This is a genomic window from Bacillus sp. JJ1122 (assembly GCF_036964885.1).
Classification (GTDB): domain Bacteria; phylum Bacillota; class Bacilli; order Bacillales; family Cytobacillaceae; genus Mesobacillus.
On sequence record NZ_JBALQL010000022.1, the window covers coordinates 84381 to 100752 of the forward strand.

General features: G+C 44.6%; 11 protein-coding genes. 8 read left to right on the plus strand and 3 right to left on the minus strand.

Annotation, left to right across the window (positions count from 1 at the left end):
• The first annotated feature begins 239 nt into the window (after positions 1-239).
• The 5 genes from V7201_RS13045 (at position 240) to V7201_RS13065 (ending at position 5930) form a co-directional block, all read left to right on the plus strand.
• On the plus strand, positions 240-1253 hold the full coding sequence (locus V7201_RS13045) for an ABC transporter ATP-binding protein (protein ID WP_335377175.1): 1014 nt from the start codon (positions 240-242) through the stop codon (positions 1251-1253).
• Positions 1228-2196, plus strand: coding sequence for an ABC transporter ATP-binding protein (locus V7201_RS13050; protein ID WP_335377176.1), 969 nt, complete (start codon positions 1228-1230; stop codon positions 2194-2196). Before V7201_RS13045 ends, V7201_RS13050 begins: the two co-directional genes overlap by 26 nt.
• Before the next feature lie 92 nt (positions 2197-2288).
• Positions 2289-3890 carry an ABC transporter substrate-binding protein gene (locus tag V7201_RS13055; protein WP_335377177.1) on the plus strand — a complete coding sequence of 534 codons (1602 nt, stop codon included), beginning with the start codon at positions 2289-2291 and terminating at the stop codon, positions 3888-3890.
• 118 nt (positions 3891-4008) lie between these two features.
• Positions 4009-5013 carry an ABC transporter permease gene (locus V7201_RS13060; protein ID WP_335377178.1) on the plus strand — a complete coding sequence of 335 codons (1005 nt, stop codon included), beginning with the start codon at positions 4009-4011 and terminating at the stop codon, positions 5011-5013.
• 41 nt (positions 5014-5054) lie between these two features.
• The gene (locus V7201_RS13065; protein WP_335377196.1) at positions 5055-5930 is read left to right on the plus strand and encodes an ABC transporter permease; all 876 of its coding nucleotides are present in this window, start codon (positions 5055-5057) and stop codon (positions 5928-5930) included.
• A 44-nt stretch (positions 5931-5974) separates the two neighbouring features.
• On the opposite strand, the gene V7201_RS13070 is transcribed toward V7201_RS13065, so the two are convergent.
• The 3 genes from V7201_RS13070 to V7201_RS13080 all read right to left on the minus strand — a co-directional run bounded on the left by V7201_RS13070 (position 5975) and on the right by V7201_RS13080 (position 13422).
• Positions 5975-7057 (minus strand): aromatic acid exporter family protein, encoded by a 1083-nt coding sequence (locus V7201_RS13070; RefSeq protein WP_335377179.1) that lies wholly within the window; start codon positions 7055-7057, stop codon positions 5975-5977.
• 250 nt (positions 7058-7307) lie between these two features.
• Positions 7308-11777, minus strand: coding sequence for a glutamate synthase-related protein (locus V7201_RS13075; RefSeq protein ID WP_335377180.1), 4470 nt, complete (start codon positions 11775-11777; stop codon positions 7308-7310).
• 349 nt (positions 11778-12126) lie between these two features.
• Positions 12127-13422, minus strand: coding sequence for a glutamate-1-semialdehyde 2,1-aminomutase (locus V7201_RS13080; RefSeq protein WP_335377181.1), 1296 nt, complete (start codon positions 13420-13422; stop codon positions 12127-12129).
• A 177-nt stretch (positions 13423-13599) separates the two neighbouring features.
• On the opposite strand from V7201_RS13080, the gene V7201_RS13085 reads away from it, so the two are divergent.
• The 3 genes from V7201_RS13085 to V7201_RS13095 are packed head-to-tail and all read left to right on the plus strand — an operon-like array spanning position 13600 to position 16186.
• On the plus strand, positions 13600-14604 hold the full coding sequence (locus V7201_RS13085) for an ABC transporter ATP-binding protein (protein WP_335377182.1): 1005 nt from the start codon (positions 13600-13602) through the stop codon (positions 14602-14604).
• A gap of 1 nt (position 14605) precedes the next feature.
• The gene (locus V7201_RS13090) at positions 14606-15397 is read left to right on the plus strand and encodes an ABC transporter permease (RefSeq protein ID WP_335377183.1); all 792 of its coding nucleotides are present in this window, start codon (positions 14606-14608) and stop codon (positions 15395-15397) included.
• 3 nt (positions 15398-15400) lie between these two features.
• Complete coding sequence (locus V7201_RS13095; RefSeq protein ID WP_335377184.1) at positions 15401-16186, plus strand: ABC transporter permease; 786 nt, start codon at positions 15401-15403, stop codon at positions 16184-16186.
• Positions 16187-16372 lie beyond the last annotated feature (186 nt).

Sequence of the window (16372 nt, forward strand, 5' to 3'; positions counted from 1 at the left end):
GGCTGATCAAGGCGCTTGCGCTTTTCTTATTGGAACGTAACCTAAAGGACTCATTCAACGTCAAATGGGAAAATAGAAAATAGTACCAATTACCTGTTACAATTCTTAATATTTATTATATTTAAATAATTAAGAAAAATCAGTGGACTAAGTCAATGCATTTAATATAAAATGTTTAACACAGACAGCAGTAAATTTTATTCAGCAATAATATTTCGGTAATAGAAAGGAGTAGTAAAGTGGTACATGCTCCGGTTTTGGATGTAAAAAACTTAAGAACATCTTTTATCACATCGGAAGGCGAAATTCCCGCTGTTGACGATGTCAGCTTCTCAGTGAACAAAGGAGAAATCCTTGGAATTGTAGGAGAGTCGGGCTGTGGCAAGAGTGTAACATCATTATCCATCATGAAGCTGATTCCGCAGCCTCCAGGGAAAATAGCCGGTGGGGAAATCCTCCTGAATGGTGAAGACCTTGTCCATGCATCGGAAAAAAGAATGCGTGAGATTCGGGGTAATGAAGTAGCAATGATTTTCCAGGAGCCTATGACTTCCTTAAATCCATTGTTCACGATTGGCGAGCAGCTGACAGAAGCATTGAAAATACATAAGAAACTCGGCAAAAAAGGAGCATATCAGCAGGCGGTTGAAATGTTAAAGCTTGTAGGGCTCCCGAGAGCTGAGCAAATCATCAAGGAATATCCTCACCAGCTTTCAGGAGGGATGAGGCAGAGGGTCATGATTGCCATGGCTCTAAGCTGCCATCCTAGAGTGCTGATTGCTGACGAACCGACTACAGCACTCGATGTCACAATCCAGGCGCAAATATTGGCATTGATGAAGGATTTGAACGAAAAGCTGGATACAGCCATTATCATGATCACTCATGACTTAGGTGTCGTGGCAGAGGTTTGCCAGCGAGTGGTAGTTATGTATGCGGGAAAAATCGTCGAGGAAGGGCTTGTAGAAGATATCTTCAAGAATCCGAAACACCCATATACCCTTGGCCTGCTTAAATCGATTCCTGATATCCGTGAGAAAAAAGAGCGTTTGTACTCGATTCCAGGAAACGTTCCAAAACCTGGTTCGATCAAAACTGGCTGCCGCTTTGCAGCCAGATGCGAATTTGTCATGGACCGATGCTTGAGCGAGAATCCCGAACTCTATGAAACTGAAAGGCCGGGACATTCTGTGCGCTGCCTTTTACATGAGAAGGAGGGAGTAGCTAATGGCAGAAGTACTGTTAAAAGTTGATAATCTGAAAAAATACTTCCCTATCACTGGAGGCGTCTTCGGCAAACAAACCGGGAGCGTAAAAGCTGTTGATGATATCAGCTTTTGGGTCAATAAAGGCGAAACACTCGGCCTTGTTGGAGAGTCAGGGTGCGGGAAATCTACTACAGGCAGAATGCTGATGCGCCTGACAGATCCTACTGAAGGTCAGGTGGTCTTTGAAGGAAAAGATTTAGTTACTCTTTCTGACAGTGATATGCGAAAAACCCGCAAGGATATGCAAATGGTATTCCAGGATCCCTTTGCTTCGCTAAATCCGAGGCATACAGTTGAAAAAATCCTTGAGGAGCCACTGATTGTCCACGGCATCGGCACAAAACAGGAACGCAAGAAGATGGTGAAGGAGATGCTTGAGGTTGTCGGCCTTAGCAGCTATCACGCAAAAAGGTATCCTCACCAGTTCAGCGGCGGGCAGCGCCAGCGGATTGGGATTGCAAGGGCTTTGATGACAAGGCCTAAGCTGATCATTGCGGATGAACCTGTTTCGGCTCTGGATGTTTCGATCCAATCACAAGTGTTGAATCTGCTGGAAGACCTGCAAAAGGAATTTCAGTTGACTTATATTTTCATAGCCCATGACCTGGGAGTGGTAAAACACATCAGCGATAGAGTGGGCGTCATGTATTTGGGAAGGCTGGTTGAAATTACGGATGCAGACAAGCTGTATGAAAAACCGCTTCACCCATACACGAAAGCATTGCTTGCGGCTGTTCCAATTCCTGATCCTGAGATTAAGCGGGATCGAGAACTGCTGACTGGGGATATCCCAAGTCCGGCAAACCCGCCCAAGGGATGTGCCTTCCATACGAGATGCAAGGAATGCATGGAAGTTTGCAAGACTGATAGACCTGAACTGAGGGAAATTGAACCTGGTCATTTTGCTGCCTGCCATCTATATTCCTAGCAAATAGGAATGTGTGTGGGAAGAACAGCATAGATGATATATATCATGGACTGGAACCAAAATACTGGTCCGAAAAAACAAGGGGGAAAAATATGAAAAGGCGTTTTGGATTGATGTTTTTTGCTTTTATCCTGATCCTGAGCTTAGGGCTGGCCGGCTGTAACAATGAGTCTGGCGGCAAGAAAACTGGCGGGGAAGCTGGTTCTGACGGCGAATCATCGTCCGGTGGAACTCTCGTATTCGGTCGCGGCGGCGATTCAACTTCACTTGACCCAGCGATCACAACTGAAGGTGAAGCTTTTAAAGTAACAAAAAACATCTATGAAACTCTCATCGAATTTGGTGAGCAGGATACAGAAATCAAGCCAGGTCTTGCTGAGAGCTGGGAAGAATCTCCAGACGGTCTAAAGCACACATTAAAATTGCGCAAAGGTGTTAAATTCCATGATGGCACGGATTTCAACGCCGAAGCGGTAGTATTCAACTTTGAACGCTGGAAAGCCGGTAATAAAGAGCAATTCTATTACTATAACTCACAATTTGGTGATGTAATCAAGGAAGTAAAAGCTGTTGATGAGTATACAGTAGAATTCACGTTAAACCGTATACTGGCTCCTTTCAACAAAAACCTTGCTATGTCTCCATTTGGAATTGCAAGTCCTGAAGCAGTCAAGAAGTATGGTGATAAATTCCTTGAAAACCCAGTTGGTACTGGACCATTTAAATTCAAGGAATGGAAACGCAATGACAAGGTTACTTTGGTGAAGAACGAAAACTACTGGGATAAGGGACTTCCAAAGCTTGATGAAGTTATTTTCCGTGTAATCCCTGAGAACTCAGCTCGTTTGAATGCATTGAATACAGGCGAAGTTGACATTATTGACGGCGTGAATTTCAGTGATGTCGAATCAATCGAGAGCAATCCTGATTTGCAGACATTCTTCCGTCCTTCTTTGAACGTAGCGTATCTAGGGTTGAACAACGAACGCGGACCGTTAAAAGACAAGAAAGTACGTCAGGCATTAAACTATGCTGTTGATAAGAAATCGCTGATCGACGCATTCTACGCTGGTGCAGCTGAACCGGCCAAGAACCCAATGCCAAAAACTGTTGCAGGATATAATGATGAAGTTGAAGGTTATGAATATAACCCTGAAAAAGCTAAGGAGCTTCTAAAAGAAGCTGGATTTGAAAATGGTTTTGAAATGGAACTATGGGCTATGCCAGTTGCAAGACCATATATGCCAGATGGAAAGAAAGTTGCTGAAGCGCTTCAGGCTGATTTCGCCAAAATTGGCGTAAAAGCTAAGATTGTCTCTTATGAGTGGGCAACATATCTTGAAAAAGCCCGTGTTGGTGAAGCAGATTCTTTCTTGCTTGGCTGGACTGGCGACAATGGAGACGCTGACAACTTCCTGTATGTACTTTTAGACCAGGACAACATTGACAGCAATAACTATGCACGCTACAAAAATCAAGAGGTACATGACCTGTTCATCAAGGCTCAGTCTACGAATGACCAGGCTGAACGTGAAAAACTTTATAAAGAAGCTCAAAAGTTAATTAAAGAGGATGCTCCGTGGATACCACTAGTTCACTCAGAGCCTGCTCTTGCAGGAAGAGCTGACGTGGTTGGATTCAAGGCACACCCAACAGGTTCTGACCTGCTTGCAACTGTTGAATTCAAAAAATAATGCATCAGGAAAAGGGAGAACATGTGCATTCTCCCTTTTCTGCTGAAAAGCGGATGTGCGTTGGTCATCAATGATCTTCGCTTGGTAAAGACATATCATCAAGAAAAGAGGTGGGAAGGTGTTTGCCTATTCTGTCAGAAGGATTTTATCTTTAGTTCCTGTACTGTTGGGTCTTTCCCTTATTGTATTTTTTATGATCAGAGCAATCCCTGGCGATCCCGCCCAAGTCATTCTCGGGCAGCTTGCTACTAAGGATGCGATTGCGGATTTAACAAAACAGCTTGGCCTTGACCAGGCGTGGTATATTCAATATTTCAACTATCTGGGCGACTTGCTGACCGGTGATTTAGGACAATCCCTAAGGACGAAGTCAGAGATCAACAGTGAAATCTGGCCTTACCTTGCTGCCACAATGGAATTATCATTCGTGGCGATGCTGATTGCCATCGTCATTGGGGTGAACGCAGGCATTATCAGCGCATGGTTCCAGAATTCATGGTTTGATTACGTAGCGATGGTACTGGCTTTGATCGGGGTATCCATGCCGATCTTCTGGCTTGGTTTGATGGAGCAGTGGATGTTTGCCATTAATCTGGACTGGCTGCCGACATCGGGCAGGGAAGAAGTGCGAAATCCAGTCGAAGCGATTACGAATTTTTATCTTATCGATACGCTGATCCAAGGCCGCACTGACCAGCTTGTTGAGGTACTGAAGCACCTGGTGATGCCGGCTGTGGCTTTGGCTACGATTCCGATGGCCATCATTGCAAGAATCACACGTTCTACAATGCTTGAGGTGATGCGTTCAGATTTTATCAGGACAGCAAGGGCGAAAGGGTTGCGCATGTTTTGGGTTGTCTATAAGCACTCCCTGAAAAATGCTGTCATTCCTGTTTTGACGATTATCGGATTGCAAACAGGCCTCCTGCTTGGCGGGGCGATTTTAACTGAAACGATTTTCAGCTGGCCAGGAATAGGCAGATATATTTACGAGGCGATCAATTATCGTGATTACCCGGTAATCCAGTCTGGGATTCTGCTCATTGCGTTGCTTTTTGTATTAATCAATCTTGTCGTTGATTTATTGTACGCAGCAATTGATCCAAGGATTAAATACCGGTGATGGAAGGGGAGAGTTAGATGGAGATTTCAACTCAAAAACAAATGCAGCCGCCTACCATACAGGTAGAAGAAAAAGTGGCGTCTCCCTGGGCAGAAGCATGGTATAGTTTCAAGAAGAATAAATTGGCTCTTGTGGGTACGTTTATCGTTTTGTTTTTTATTTTGCTTGCAGTATTTGCCCCGCTGATTGCTCCAGAAGGAATCAATGATCAGAAAATGTCAGTGCGCCTACAGGCCCCTTCAGCTGAACATTGGTTTGGAACGGATGATTTTGGCCGTGATATCCTTTCGCGTGTTATTTACGGGGCAAGAATATCTTTATGGGTAGGAACATTTTCCGTAATGGGCTCGATTATAGTTGGTTGTCTTCTCGGAATACTTGCAGGTTACTATGGAAGATGGGTAGATTCCATTATCTCCAGGATTTTCGATATCATGCTTGCCTTTCCAAGCATCCTGCTTGCGATTGCAATCGTAGCTGTGCTTGGACCATCCTTACGCAACGCGTTGATTGCAATTGCTATCATAAACATACCGGCCTTCGGAAGGCTGATTCGTTCCAGGGTTCTCAGTGTAAAGGAAGAAGAGTATATCATGGCCGCCAAGGCTGTCGGGATGAAAGACAGCAGGATTTTATTCCATCATATCCTGCCTAACAGCATGGCTCCCATCATTGTCCAAGGTACACTTGCGATTGCGACTGCAATCATTGAAGCAGCCGCGCTGGGCTTCTTAGGACTTGGGGCAGAGGCACCGAATCCTGAATGGGGCAAGATGCTTGCTGATGCAAAACAGTTCATGATCCAAGCACCATGGACAATGATCTTCCCTGGCTTGGCCATTATGTTGACGGTTTTAGGTTTTAACCTGATGGGCGATGGGCTAAGGGATGCGTTAGATCCGAGGATGAAGAATTAGCAATAATAATTCAAACGAAAAAGCAGCTGATAAACCAGCTGCTTTTAAATTTCTGTATTTTGTTCAATAGTCACATTGTTATCGTCTTTATGGTAAGACTGGAAGCTTGTAATAAGTGTATCGAGATGCTCAACATTCTCCCCGTATTCCATAATAATGGAAACAAGCTGCATGACATGGTATAGCATTTGGCTGTTCGTTTCTGCAAGATCTTTTTTTTGCGCTAAAAACAGCTCGAACAGCTGTTTCTTGTTCAGACATACCTCGCCTTCCATGTAAGAGGCTTCAGCGCGGATTTTACCAGCGAACTTCAGCATGACTTGTTCATGGTGATTAATCAGGCAATCAAGCTGATGCTGGAGAACTTCCTGAAAATCGATAGGCATCTGGTTGAATTCATTTTCATAGCGATGCAGCCTTTTCAGAGTTTCCAAAGATTTTTTTGTTGTGTTGATCATTTGTCTGTAAATAACAAGCTTTCTGGATTTTGCGAGCTTATTGTTTTTAAAATAATCACGTTCTTCTCTGTACATCAGGTAAAGCTGGTCAAGCCTCATGATACCTTCGCGCATTTTTTCAATATCTGCCTTCAAGAGCTGGTGCTCCGAAGCGTGGCGCGTACTTAACCGGATCCATTTTGTGATTTCCTCTGATAAAATAGTGTTTTTGTAGTAAAGCTTATTTTCATATCTTGGCGGCAGGAAAACAAGATTCACTATAAAAGCTGAAACGACCCCGAGCATGATCGTTGAAAAACGAATCAGGGCAAATTGGATAAAGTTATCACCGGGTGTTTCCATAATGGCAATCAGCGTAACCAGCGAAAGGGAAATGGTGTTTTCAAGCTTTAGCTTCAAGTTAAGCGTGATGACCAGCACAGCAGCTAGGCCAATGATAAAATGACTGTTGCCGAACGCCATTACGAACACAACAGCAGTTGCTGCGCCGATCAAGTTACCTTGGACATGTTCAATGATAGAAAGATAAGAGCGATACACAGTTGGCTGCAAAGCGAAAATCGCCGCGATCCCTGCGAAGACAGGGGACGGAAGGTCAAAAATCTGTGACAAAAATAAAGCGAGTATGATGGCTATTCCCGTTTTTAATATGCGGGCACCAAGTTTCATGTAGTGTGAATTCCTTTCATTAGAGATGATGATTTTCCATCCCATTCGTTATACTTTAAACCATTTTGTTAAAAACTAAACAATAATGTACTATACAATGGTTGGCGCAGAAGTTCAAGCGACAATTTTACGAAATACAAGCCATTTTAAATGTAAGTGGTTACAATTTGATTTGTTTAACTGGGCTGTTGATTAACAGAGACATTTAAATAAAAAACGGCCAAAAAAGGCCGTTTTTTTCAATTCAAGATTATTCTGTAGAGACGGCAGGATCTGCCTGTTCTTTGACCGGTACCACCTGAATGAAGTGATCTTCCGGATGCTCAAGCATAAGTGCAAGAGCGCTTGCCTCGTCATCTTGTCCATGGCGTTCCAGCAAGGCGACGTACTGGCTAAGCAATTCTTTTACATCTTGAATGCCTTTGGCGGAGAGTGTCTGGATGGATACCTTCGCACCTTTGGCGATCCGGCGGGAAATGGCGTCTTTCGTCAGTCCCATTTCCGGCTGGTGTCGCAAGTAAACAACACCTCCGGTCATACCTGCACAGATCCATGGCCCTGGATCCCCAAGGACAAGGCCGCGGCCGTTTGTCATGTATTCAAATGCGAATCCTTTAATATTGGCGTTTGCACCGACATTGCCGTATTCCTTTTCAGGGATAGGCTTTTTGACAAGTCCGCCAATGATCATGTCTGCACCTGATAGTCGGATGCCTGCACGCGCATCAGCATTACCCTGGGCCACAAGCAGGCCTTTTTGGGCTCCGTAGCCAAAACCTTTTCCGACGGATCCATTGTAGAAGCCGCCATCCTTACCAGGTGATTTGGCAATCAGAATTGTTCCCCCGAAGGAAGTCTTGCCCACACCGTCCTGGCTGCCACCATCAATTTCAATGTTAATGCCATCTGTATTGTAAGCTCCAAGCCCGTTGCCAAGGATAGATCCCTTGTACCTGAGCGATACTGGCTGAAGCTTTTTGTATGAGCCGTCCAGGCGTCCACGGACACGGTGGCAGGAAACTCTGCTTGCTAGTACACGTTGTTCTGCGGTAACGCTCGAGAATTCACGTGACTGGTGAAGCTCTTCATCAACAGCATCCAGGTACTCTGCACCAGCAGCCACTTGAAGCTGGGCCGATGCCAGAGCAGAGGATGCTTCTTTCTGGTATGAGATCTGGCCGATTTCCAAAGGCTTCAGCAAATATGACAAATCAAGGAGATCTTTTCCTTTGATTTGCTCCAAAAGGTCAGAGCGGCCGACTGCATCCTGTAAGTTGCTGATACCCGCAGATGCTGCCAGCGTTTTCAGTTCATTGCCGAAAGCAGTGAACAAGTTCATGATGCCCTGAACGGCAAGATCGAATTGGCGTGGTACGAAACGGCGTAATCCATGTTCCTTTGCCTGTGCTTCAGAATCGATTTGTGTGGCGATTCCGACATGGCAAGTATCAAGGTGGCAGCCGCGGCAAGTCGTACAGCCGATCGCAAGCATGGATAAGGTACCGAAACCTACACGGTTTGCACCTAGAAGCATGTACTTGATGACATCCTGGGCGCTTTTAACACCGCCATCGGCCCAAAGCTCAACATTGTCACGCAATCCAGCTTCCAAAAGGGCATTATGTGCAGCTTTAATTCCAATTTCAGCTGGCAGTCCGACAAACTGGAGAGCGTGAATGCGGGCTGCTCCTGTACCGCCATCAAAGCCGCTTAGCGTAATGATGTCAGCACCTGCCTTCGCAATTCCAACTGCAATTGTTCCGATATTTGGTACGACTGGCACCTTAACGGCTACACGAGCCTGGTCATTAGCTGTCTTAAGTTCGTGGATCATTTGTGCCAGGTCTTCGATAGAATAAATATCATGGTTGTTAGATGGTGAAATCAAATCTGAACCAATCGTTGCATTTCTCGCTTCAGCGATTTTTGCTGTAACCTTTGAGCCAGGCAGGTGTCCGCCTTCACCAGGCTTGGCGCCCTGGCCAATTTTAATTTCCAGAAGGTTCGAGGAGTTCAGCAATTCAGCATTTACTCCGAATCGTCCAGAAGCAACCTGTTGTCCTCGTGTACGAGGGTATTTGCCGAGCATATCCTTAATTTCGCCGCCTTCACCGTTCATGCTGATCATGTTCAAACGATCAGCACCTTCAGCATAAGCACGGAATGCGATTTCGTTTTGCGATCCGAAAGACATTGATGCTATAACAAATGGAAGACTATGCTCACCAACGCCGATTTCTACTTCAGCTGGGGAAACAGTTGAATCTGCCTTTTTTAGGGCAGTCAAATGACGGATAGTCGTCGGATTACTTTCTTCCTGTTCGGTAATTTTCTCACGGTAAACACTATAATCCCCTGTAGAAGCAACCTCGCCGATTGCTTTCCAGATACGAGGGAAGAGGTGAAACGTTTTTCCGATACGTTCTTTTTCATTCTGGAATTCTTCCGCCCTGGCAATCGCATCCTCTTTCATCGCTGCAAAATCATATGCAAGTTCATTGGATCCGAAGAAGTTGACAATCGACAAGTAATCCGCGACTTCATCGTTCAGGCCGATTGCTGAAAATAAACGGCCATATCCGCGTAATTCATGGATGCCAATTGTTGAAATGACTTTTTCAAGCCCTTTAGTCAATGCACTGTAAAGATTGACGAGTGGTGTGACTGATTCATCTAGCACGGTCATGAACATATAGTAAGGGCTGATCGCGTCAGCTCCAAGTCCAAGCGCCACGACAATATCATGCAAAGAACGGAGGGAAGCTGAACGAAGCAAGAGAGAGCAATCGCGTCTCAATCCTTCCTTCACAAGTGCCTGGTCAATCGCAGACACAACCAGATGGGGGTCAAGCCAGAATGCATTCTCTTGATGAGATGTTGCATCATCTAAAACGAGAAGTGACTTGCCGCCTTTTACCGCATGGACTGCTTCTGAAGTGAGTCGTTCCAGGGCTTCTTTCACACCTTCGTCATTACGGAAAACTGTTTCAAGATAGGCTGCTAATTTATCATCCTGGTAGCATTGGATGACTTGATCCATGCTAGGCTGGGCTGTTTGTAATGAAACTTCGTAGCCGGCCTTTCCTTCTACAAGGAGAGGAGTCAGCAATTCAACCACTTTGCCTGTTTCAGTTTTGCCGAACAGGGATGGACGTTTCCCTAGTACCGTTCTTGTAGAGAAGTGTTCTGCTTCACGATCGCGGTCAATTGCAGGATTCGTAACAACAGCGACACTTTCCTTGATAAAATCAGCAATATTTTTCCGTTCTGGATTTAAAGCTGCAAGCGGAGTGTCATGTCCAAGTGAGCGGATTGGTTCTGCACCTTTTTCAGCCATCTGTTCGACAAGCTGGACATGGTCTCTTTCCCAGCCAAATGCTTTGTATTGTCCATTGTGGATTTTATCCGGATAAGTCATTGTCACAGTTTTTGCAAGTTTTGGGCTTGCTAGGCGATGGCGCGCTTCTTCGAATGAAAGCCGCTGTGAAAAACGCTTGTAAACCTCACCCTGGAACTGAGAATGCTCGTAAACTTCAATGCTGTCGCCATTCCACTTCAAACCTACTTTTTCACCAGGAGCTAATGGCTTAGGATCGCCTGTATATTCAGTCGATGGAGTGATGCCTGGTTCGGATGAAAATAAATAAGAACTCTTCGTTTCAACCATCCAAAGCGGACGAAGGCCAAGAGCATCAACACTGAAAACAGCTTCGTCACCAAAGCGCGAAATGATTCCAGCTGGTCCCTGTGCAAAGTGACCCCACGCCTCGCGGATATACGTATATAAATCTTGAAGATGTTCTGGATAGGCCTTTATTTCATTGATGATTGGCGGGAACATCATGTCCATAGCTTCAAACAATGAGTAGCCGTCCCGGCAGATAAACGTTTCAAGAGTTCTGCTTAGATCCTGTGAATCACTGCCGTCTTTAACAAGAGGTACATTGACCATGCGAGCTTCATCACGGAGCCTGGCGATGGTGTTGATTTCACCATTATGTCCGAGGATGCTGAACGGTTGTACACGGAAAAAGCTTGATAGAGTGTTAGTTGAGTAGCGATTATGCCCTAGAGTCATGGTTGAGGCTACAAGCGGGCTTGCCAGATCATGATAGTATTTCGGCAGGATGTCTCCAGCGCCCATAACCTTATAAACAGCATGGTATTGGCTTAAAGAGGCCACATGCACCTGTTCGTTTTTCTCAAAATCTACAATCATATTAAACAAAATGCTGGAAAGCTCTCTGTCTATATGTTCAGCCAGAAAAGCAAACTGCCAGAATACAGGGTTTTCCTGGATGGCGATTGGTCCAAGTGCTTCTGAATTTGTTACGTTTACTGATGAAAAGACAAGCTTCATGCCTTGAGCCGCAAGTTTTGCTTCAAGCTCATCTTGAATTGACTTTGCCTGGTCAGTCCGTGAAATAAAAACATGTCCGACAACAAAGTGATCATCGTCAACCACACTAGGGTCTACTCCAGCGTTAGAAAGCTTTTCCTTCCAGATTGCGCGAGGGATATCGATATGGATTCCTACACCATCACCTTCGCCATTAATAAAACCAGCACGGTGGTTCATGGTAACGAGTCCATCAATACAGTGAAAAATGTTCTCGCGCGTAGGCACTTTCTTTTTTTCTATGCTGGCAACAATCCCACAGGCATCGTGTTCGTGTCGTGAAAAATCCTTAAATAGAGAAGGGGTCCAATGTAAAGTCATAAATTTTCGGCTTGTAAAAGGGGGATCCTTTAAGCCGGTTCACCTCCTGAAAAAATAATCTATGGTTAGATAGTTTGATAGCTTGGTACATGAGGGTAAAACAGTTGAGACGGGTTTTTAAAGCAGGAATTAAGCGGCCATTTGATTGGCGAGTTTTAAGAATAGTTAAAAACAATCATATCATAAGAATTTTCAGAAATCAATTATTTATACAAAACTTTGGATAGCGGTAAATATAGGATATGCGATAGATTTTTTAAATAAGCCTTAAGATGTAACCGTTTTCATTTAATAGTAAAAAAATAACAGAAGCCAACCTGGCTCCTGTTATGTATAAAAAATTGTATATTTATTCATTTGCCATTGTATAAAAAGCTTGATCAACTGCATGAAGAGTTGCTTCGATGTCTTCTTGAGTATGAGCAATCGTCACAAACCAGGCTTCATATTTAGAAGGCGCAAGGTTGATTCCCTGTTCAAGCATCAGGGTAAAGAAACGTGCAAACATTTCGCCATCCGTGTTCTCGGCTTGTTCATAGTTCTCTATTTTTACATCTGTAAAGTATATAGTTAACGCGCCCTTCAAGCGGTTGATTGTGATTGGGATTCCATGCTTGCTTGCAGATGAAGAAATACCCTCCTCAAGCAAAGCGCCAAGCTGATCCAGGTATTCATATACACCGTCCTGCTTTAGCACTTCAAGACAGGCAATTCCTGACAATATGGAAGCTGGATTGCCGGCCATTGTACCAGCCTGGTATGCAGGTCCAAGCGGGGCGACCTTTTCCATGATTTCAGCCCTGCCGCCGTAAGCGCCAATTGGCAATCCTCCTCCGATAATTTTTCCCATTGCAGTCAAATCAGGAGTAATTCCAAGAAGGTCCTGGGCGCCTCCATACATAAAGCGGAAGGCAGTAATGACCTCGTCGAAAACAATAAGTGCTCCAGCCTTATGAGTAAGTTCCTTTACTTCTTCCAAAAAGCCTGTCTTCGGTTCAACGATCCCGAAGTTGCCAACAATCGGCTCCACAAGTACAGCTGCGATTTGGTCTCCCCATTTTTCAAGAGCTTCCTTAAACGGTTCAATATCATTAAACGGTACAGTGATGACTTCCTGAGCGATGCTTTTAGGAACGCCGGCCGAATCAGGAGTCCCTAGTGTAGACGGTCCTGAGCCTGCAGCTACAAGGACAAGGTCTGAATGTCCATGATAGCATCCTGCGAACTTGATGATTTTATCGCGTCCTGTATAGGCACGAGCAACACGGATTGTTGTCATTACTGCCTCTGTGCCGGAATTGACGAAACGGACCTTATCAAGTGCTGGCATGGCTTCTTTCAGCATTTTTGCAAACTTGACTTCATGAGGGGTAGGAGTTCCGTATAATACTCCAGTTTCTGCTGCCTTTTTAATCGCTTCCGTTATATGCGGATGAGCATGCCCAGTAATGATCGGACCATACGCTGCCAAGTAATCGATATATTGATTGCCGTCGACATCCCAGAAGTATGCCCCTTGTGCACGCTCCATTACAACGGGTGCGCCGCCGCCTACCGCCTTGAATGAGCGGGAAGGGCTATTTACTCCTCCAACAATGTGTTCGAGCGCTTCATTATGTATTCGTTCAGAATTCGTTCTTTGCATGGTAAAACCTCCTATATGTATCTGCTTCTTTATTTTATCATTAATTATCATTTTTACAGATTGTTTCACTTGTCAAAAAACATGAACCCATTCTCTGGATAAAAAATTTCAGGCGTAGCATTTGTTTTACTTCAGCAGATTGGCTAAACTGTTTGAGGGAATAAAGGAGGAAATAATATGAACGCCATTGAAGTGAACGGGCTGAGGAAGGAATTCAAGGCTTATTCAAGCCGATCCGGATTGTCGGGGGCCTTTCGTGACCTTTTTACACGTAACTATAAAATCGTTCCGGCTGTGAATGATATCAGCTTTAACGTCAAGCAAGGTGAGATGGTTGGGTATATTGGAGAAAACGGGGCAGGAAAATCAACGACTATCAAAATGCTGACCGGCATTCTCACACCAACTTCCGGAGGGATCATTGTGAATGGAATGAACCCACATAAGGAACGCGAAAAATTTGTGCAGACCATCGGAGTTGTTTTCGGGCAGAGGTCACAGCTCTGGTGGGATATCGCTGTCCAGGAGTCCTTTCGCCTTTTGAAAAAGGTTTATAAGGTATCTGATGCCCACTACAACGAACATATGGACCATGTCATCAAGACTTTGGATATCGAACCGCTGCTGGACAAGCCGGTAAGGAAGCTGTCTCTTGGGCAAAGGATGCGATGTGAGCTTGCAGCCGCACTCATCCATAATCCGCCGCTGCTTTTCCTGGATGAACCGACAATAGGACTGGACGTACTAGTCAAACTTAAAATCAGAGAGTTTTTAAAAGAAATCAACGAAAAATACAATACAACGATCCTGCTTACAACCCATGACTTAACGGATATCGAAGCTCTCTGTGAGCGGGTGATCATGCTGGATGAAGGAAATATCATTTACGATGGTGCCCTGAAAAGCTTGAAAGAAAAATGGGGTGAAGGAAAGGAAGTCAGCTTTGAGTTCCTTGAAAAAGCTGATATTTACCGACTTGAAGCATTGACGAACGATCTTGGAGTGAAATGGGAACTGGATGAAAAGGACCAGGTCTTCACCGCCATTACCGGTGATGATGAAGAGGTGGTTTCGCAGGTAATCGCCCGTGCCGTGGCAGCTTATAAGATAAGGGATGTTAAAATCAATGAGCCTTCCACTGAAGAAATCATCCGTAATATTTATGATAAAGGGATGGCGTAATATGGATAAGTACCTTGAAATGATCCGCATCCGCTTTTTGATGATGCTTGCATACAGGACCAATTATTACACGGGGATTTTAATATACAGCATTAACATCGGGGCTTATTACTTTCTTTGGAATGCCATTTACGGTGGAAAAAGTGAAATAGAGGGGTTGTCCGCTGTGCAGATGACGACCTATGTTGCAGTTGCCTGGATGGCAAGGGCTTTTTACTTTAACAATATCGACCGTGAAATGGCGACAGAAATCAAGGAAGGCAAAGTGGCGGTCGAACTCATCAGGCCATACAGTTACTTGGGAATGAAAACGATGCAAGGCCTTGGGGAGGGCATCTTCAGGCTGTTTTTCTTCTCGGTGCCAGGGATGATGATTGTCGCGCTTATTTTTCCGCTTGAATTCTCGGCGAATCTTACTTCCTGGGGATTGTTCGCGATTTCGATTATTTTGAGCTTCTTTATAAACACACAGTTAAATTTGCTGACTGGGATTACCACTTTCTTCTTATATAATAATACAGGCTTAATCCGAGCCAAGCGGGTCCTGATCGACCTTTTCTCTGGACTGCTGCTTCCAATCAGCTTTTTTCCCGGCTGGGCACAGGAAATCTTGAAGTTTCTTCCCTTCCAGGGGATCAGCTATATTCCAAGCATGATCTTTACTAACGGATTCAGCGGCAGTCAGGCAATTGAAGGCCTTATGCTGCAGGCGGTATGGGTTTTGATTCTGATTATCCCGGTCCAGGTTTTATGGATCATTGCAAAAAAACAGCTGATTATACAAGGAGGGTGACCTGTGTTTTACGTAAGAATGTTTTTTCAGTATGTCGCCCAATATATGAAAACAAGGCTTGAGTATCGGGCGGATTTGTTTGTCGAGATTTTTTCTGACCTGTTATTTCAAGCAGTGAACTTAATTTTTATCATTGTGGTATTCGACCATACCCAATTTCTCAACGGCTGGAGCAAGGATGAAATTATCTTTATTTATGGATTCTTTCTTGTGCCATTTGCGCTCTTTTCGTCTTTTTTCAATATTTGGGACTTTAATGAACGGTATATCGTAAAAGGTGAGCTAGACAGGATCCTAACCAGGCCGATCCACAGCCTTTTTCAGGTGATTCTTGAGCGGATGGAGCTTGAATCGTTGTTTGGAGCTATTACCGGGTTGGCAGTCATGTTTTATGCTGGCGGGCGTTTGAACCTTGAGTTTCACTGGTACGATCCGATCGTGTTTATCGTGCTCGTACTTGGCGGAGTTCTTGTATATGCAGGTATCTTTGTAATGATTGCTTGCATCAGCTTCTGGGCCGATGCACGGACTTCGATCATGCCGATGATGTATAATATCGGCAATTACGGACGCTATCCAGTGGATATCTACAATAAGGCGATCCGCTTCGTATTAACCTGGATTTTGCCATTCGCCTTTGTTGGAGTTTATCCTGCCGCTTACTTTCTAGGGCGGGAGGATTGGTTCGGCTACTCATTTTTCACACCAGTGATCGGGATGACCTTTTTTAGTTTATCTGTTGTGATTTGGAACGAGGGCGTTAAGAGATATAGAGGAGCAGGAAATTAACTATTTGGTATATGTAGCCGCAGCATATTTTAATGCTGCGGTCAGCTTGTCGACAAGGATACAGTCTCAAATCAGTTATTGAAAACCTGTTGATTGCAGTGGAAGGCGTGTAGACTCCTCCGAAAATGCTAACGCATTTCCATCGTGCGTGGGTCCATTCGAGGAAGCTCTTCAGTGTCCTGCGGG

Bases quoted from the DNA above. Each gene is read 5' to 3' on its own strand.
- V7201_RS13080 (WP_335377181.1), bottom strand. From the start codon at position 13,422: ATGCAAAGAACGAATTCTGAACGAATACATAATGAAGCGCTCGAACAC.
- V7201_RS13090 (WP_335377183.1), top strand. From the start codon at position 14,606: ATGGATAAGTACCTTGAAATGATCCGCATCCGCTTTTTGATGATGCTT.
- V7201_RS13065 (WP_335377196.1), top strand. From the start codon at position 5,055: ATGCAGCCGCCTACCATACAGGTAGAAGAAAAAGTGGCGTCTCCCTGG.
- V7201_RS13085 (WP_335377182.1), top strand. From the start codon at position 13,600: ATGAACGCCATTGAAGTGAACGGGCTGAGGAAGGAATTCAAGGCTTAT.
- V7201_RS13075 (WP_335377180.1), bottom strand. From the start codon at position 11,777: ATGACTTTACATTGGACCCCTTCTCTATTTAAGGATTTTTCACGACAC.
- V7201_RS13050 (WP_335377176.1), top strand. From the start codon at position 1,228: ATGGCAGAAGTACTGTTAAAAGTTGATAATCTGAAAAAATACTTCCCT.
- V7201_RS13070 (WP_335377179.1), bottom strand. From the start codon at position 7,057: ATGAAACTTGGTGCCCGCATATTAAAAACGGGAATAGCCATCATACTC.
- V7201_RS13055 (WP_335377177.1), top strand. From the start codon at position 2,289: ATGAAAAGGCGTTTTGGATTGATGTTTTTTGCTTTTATCCTGATCCTG.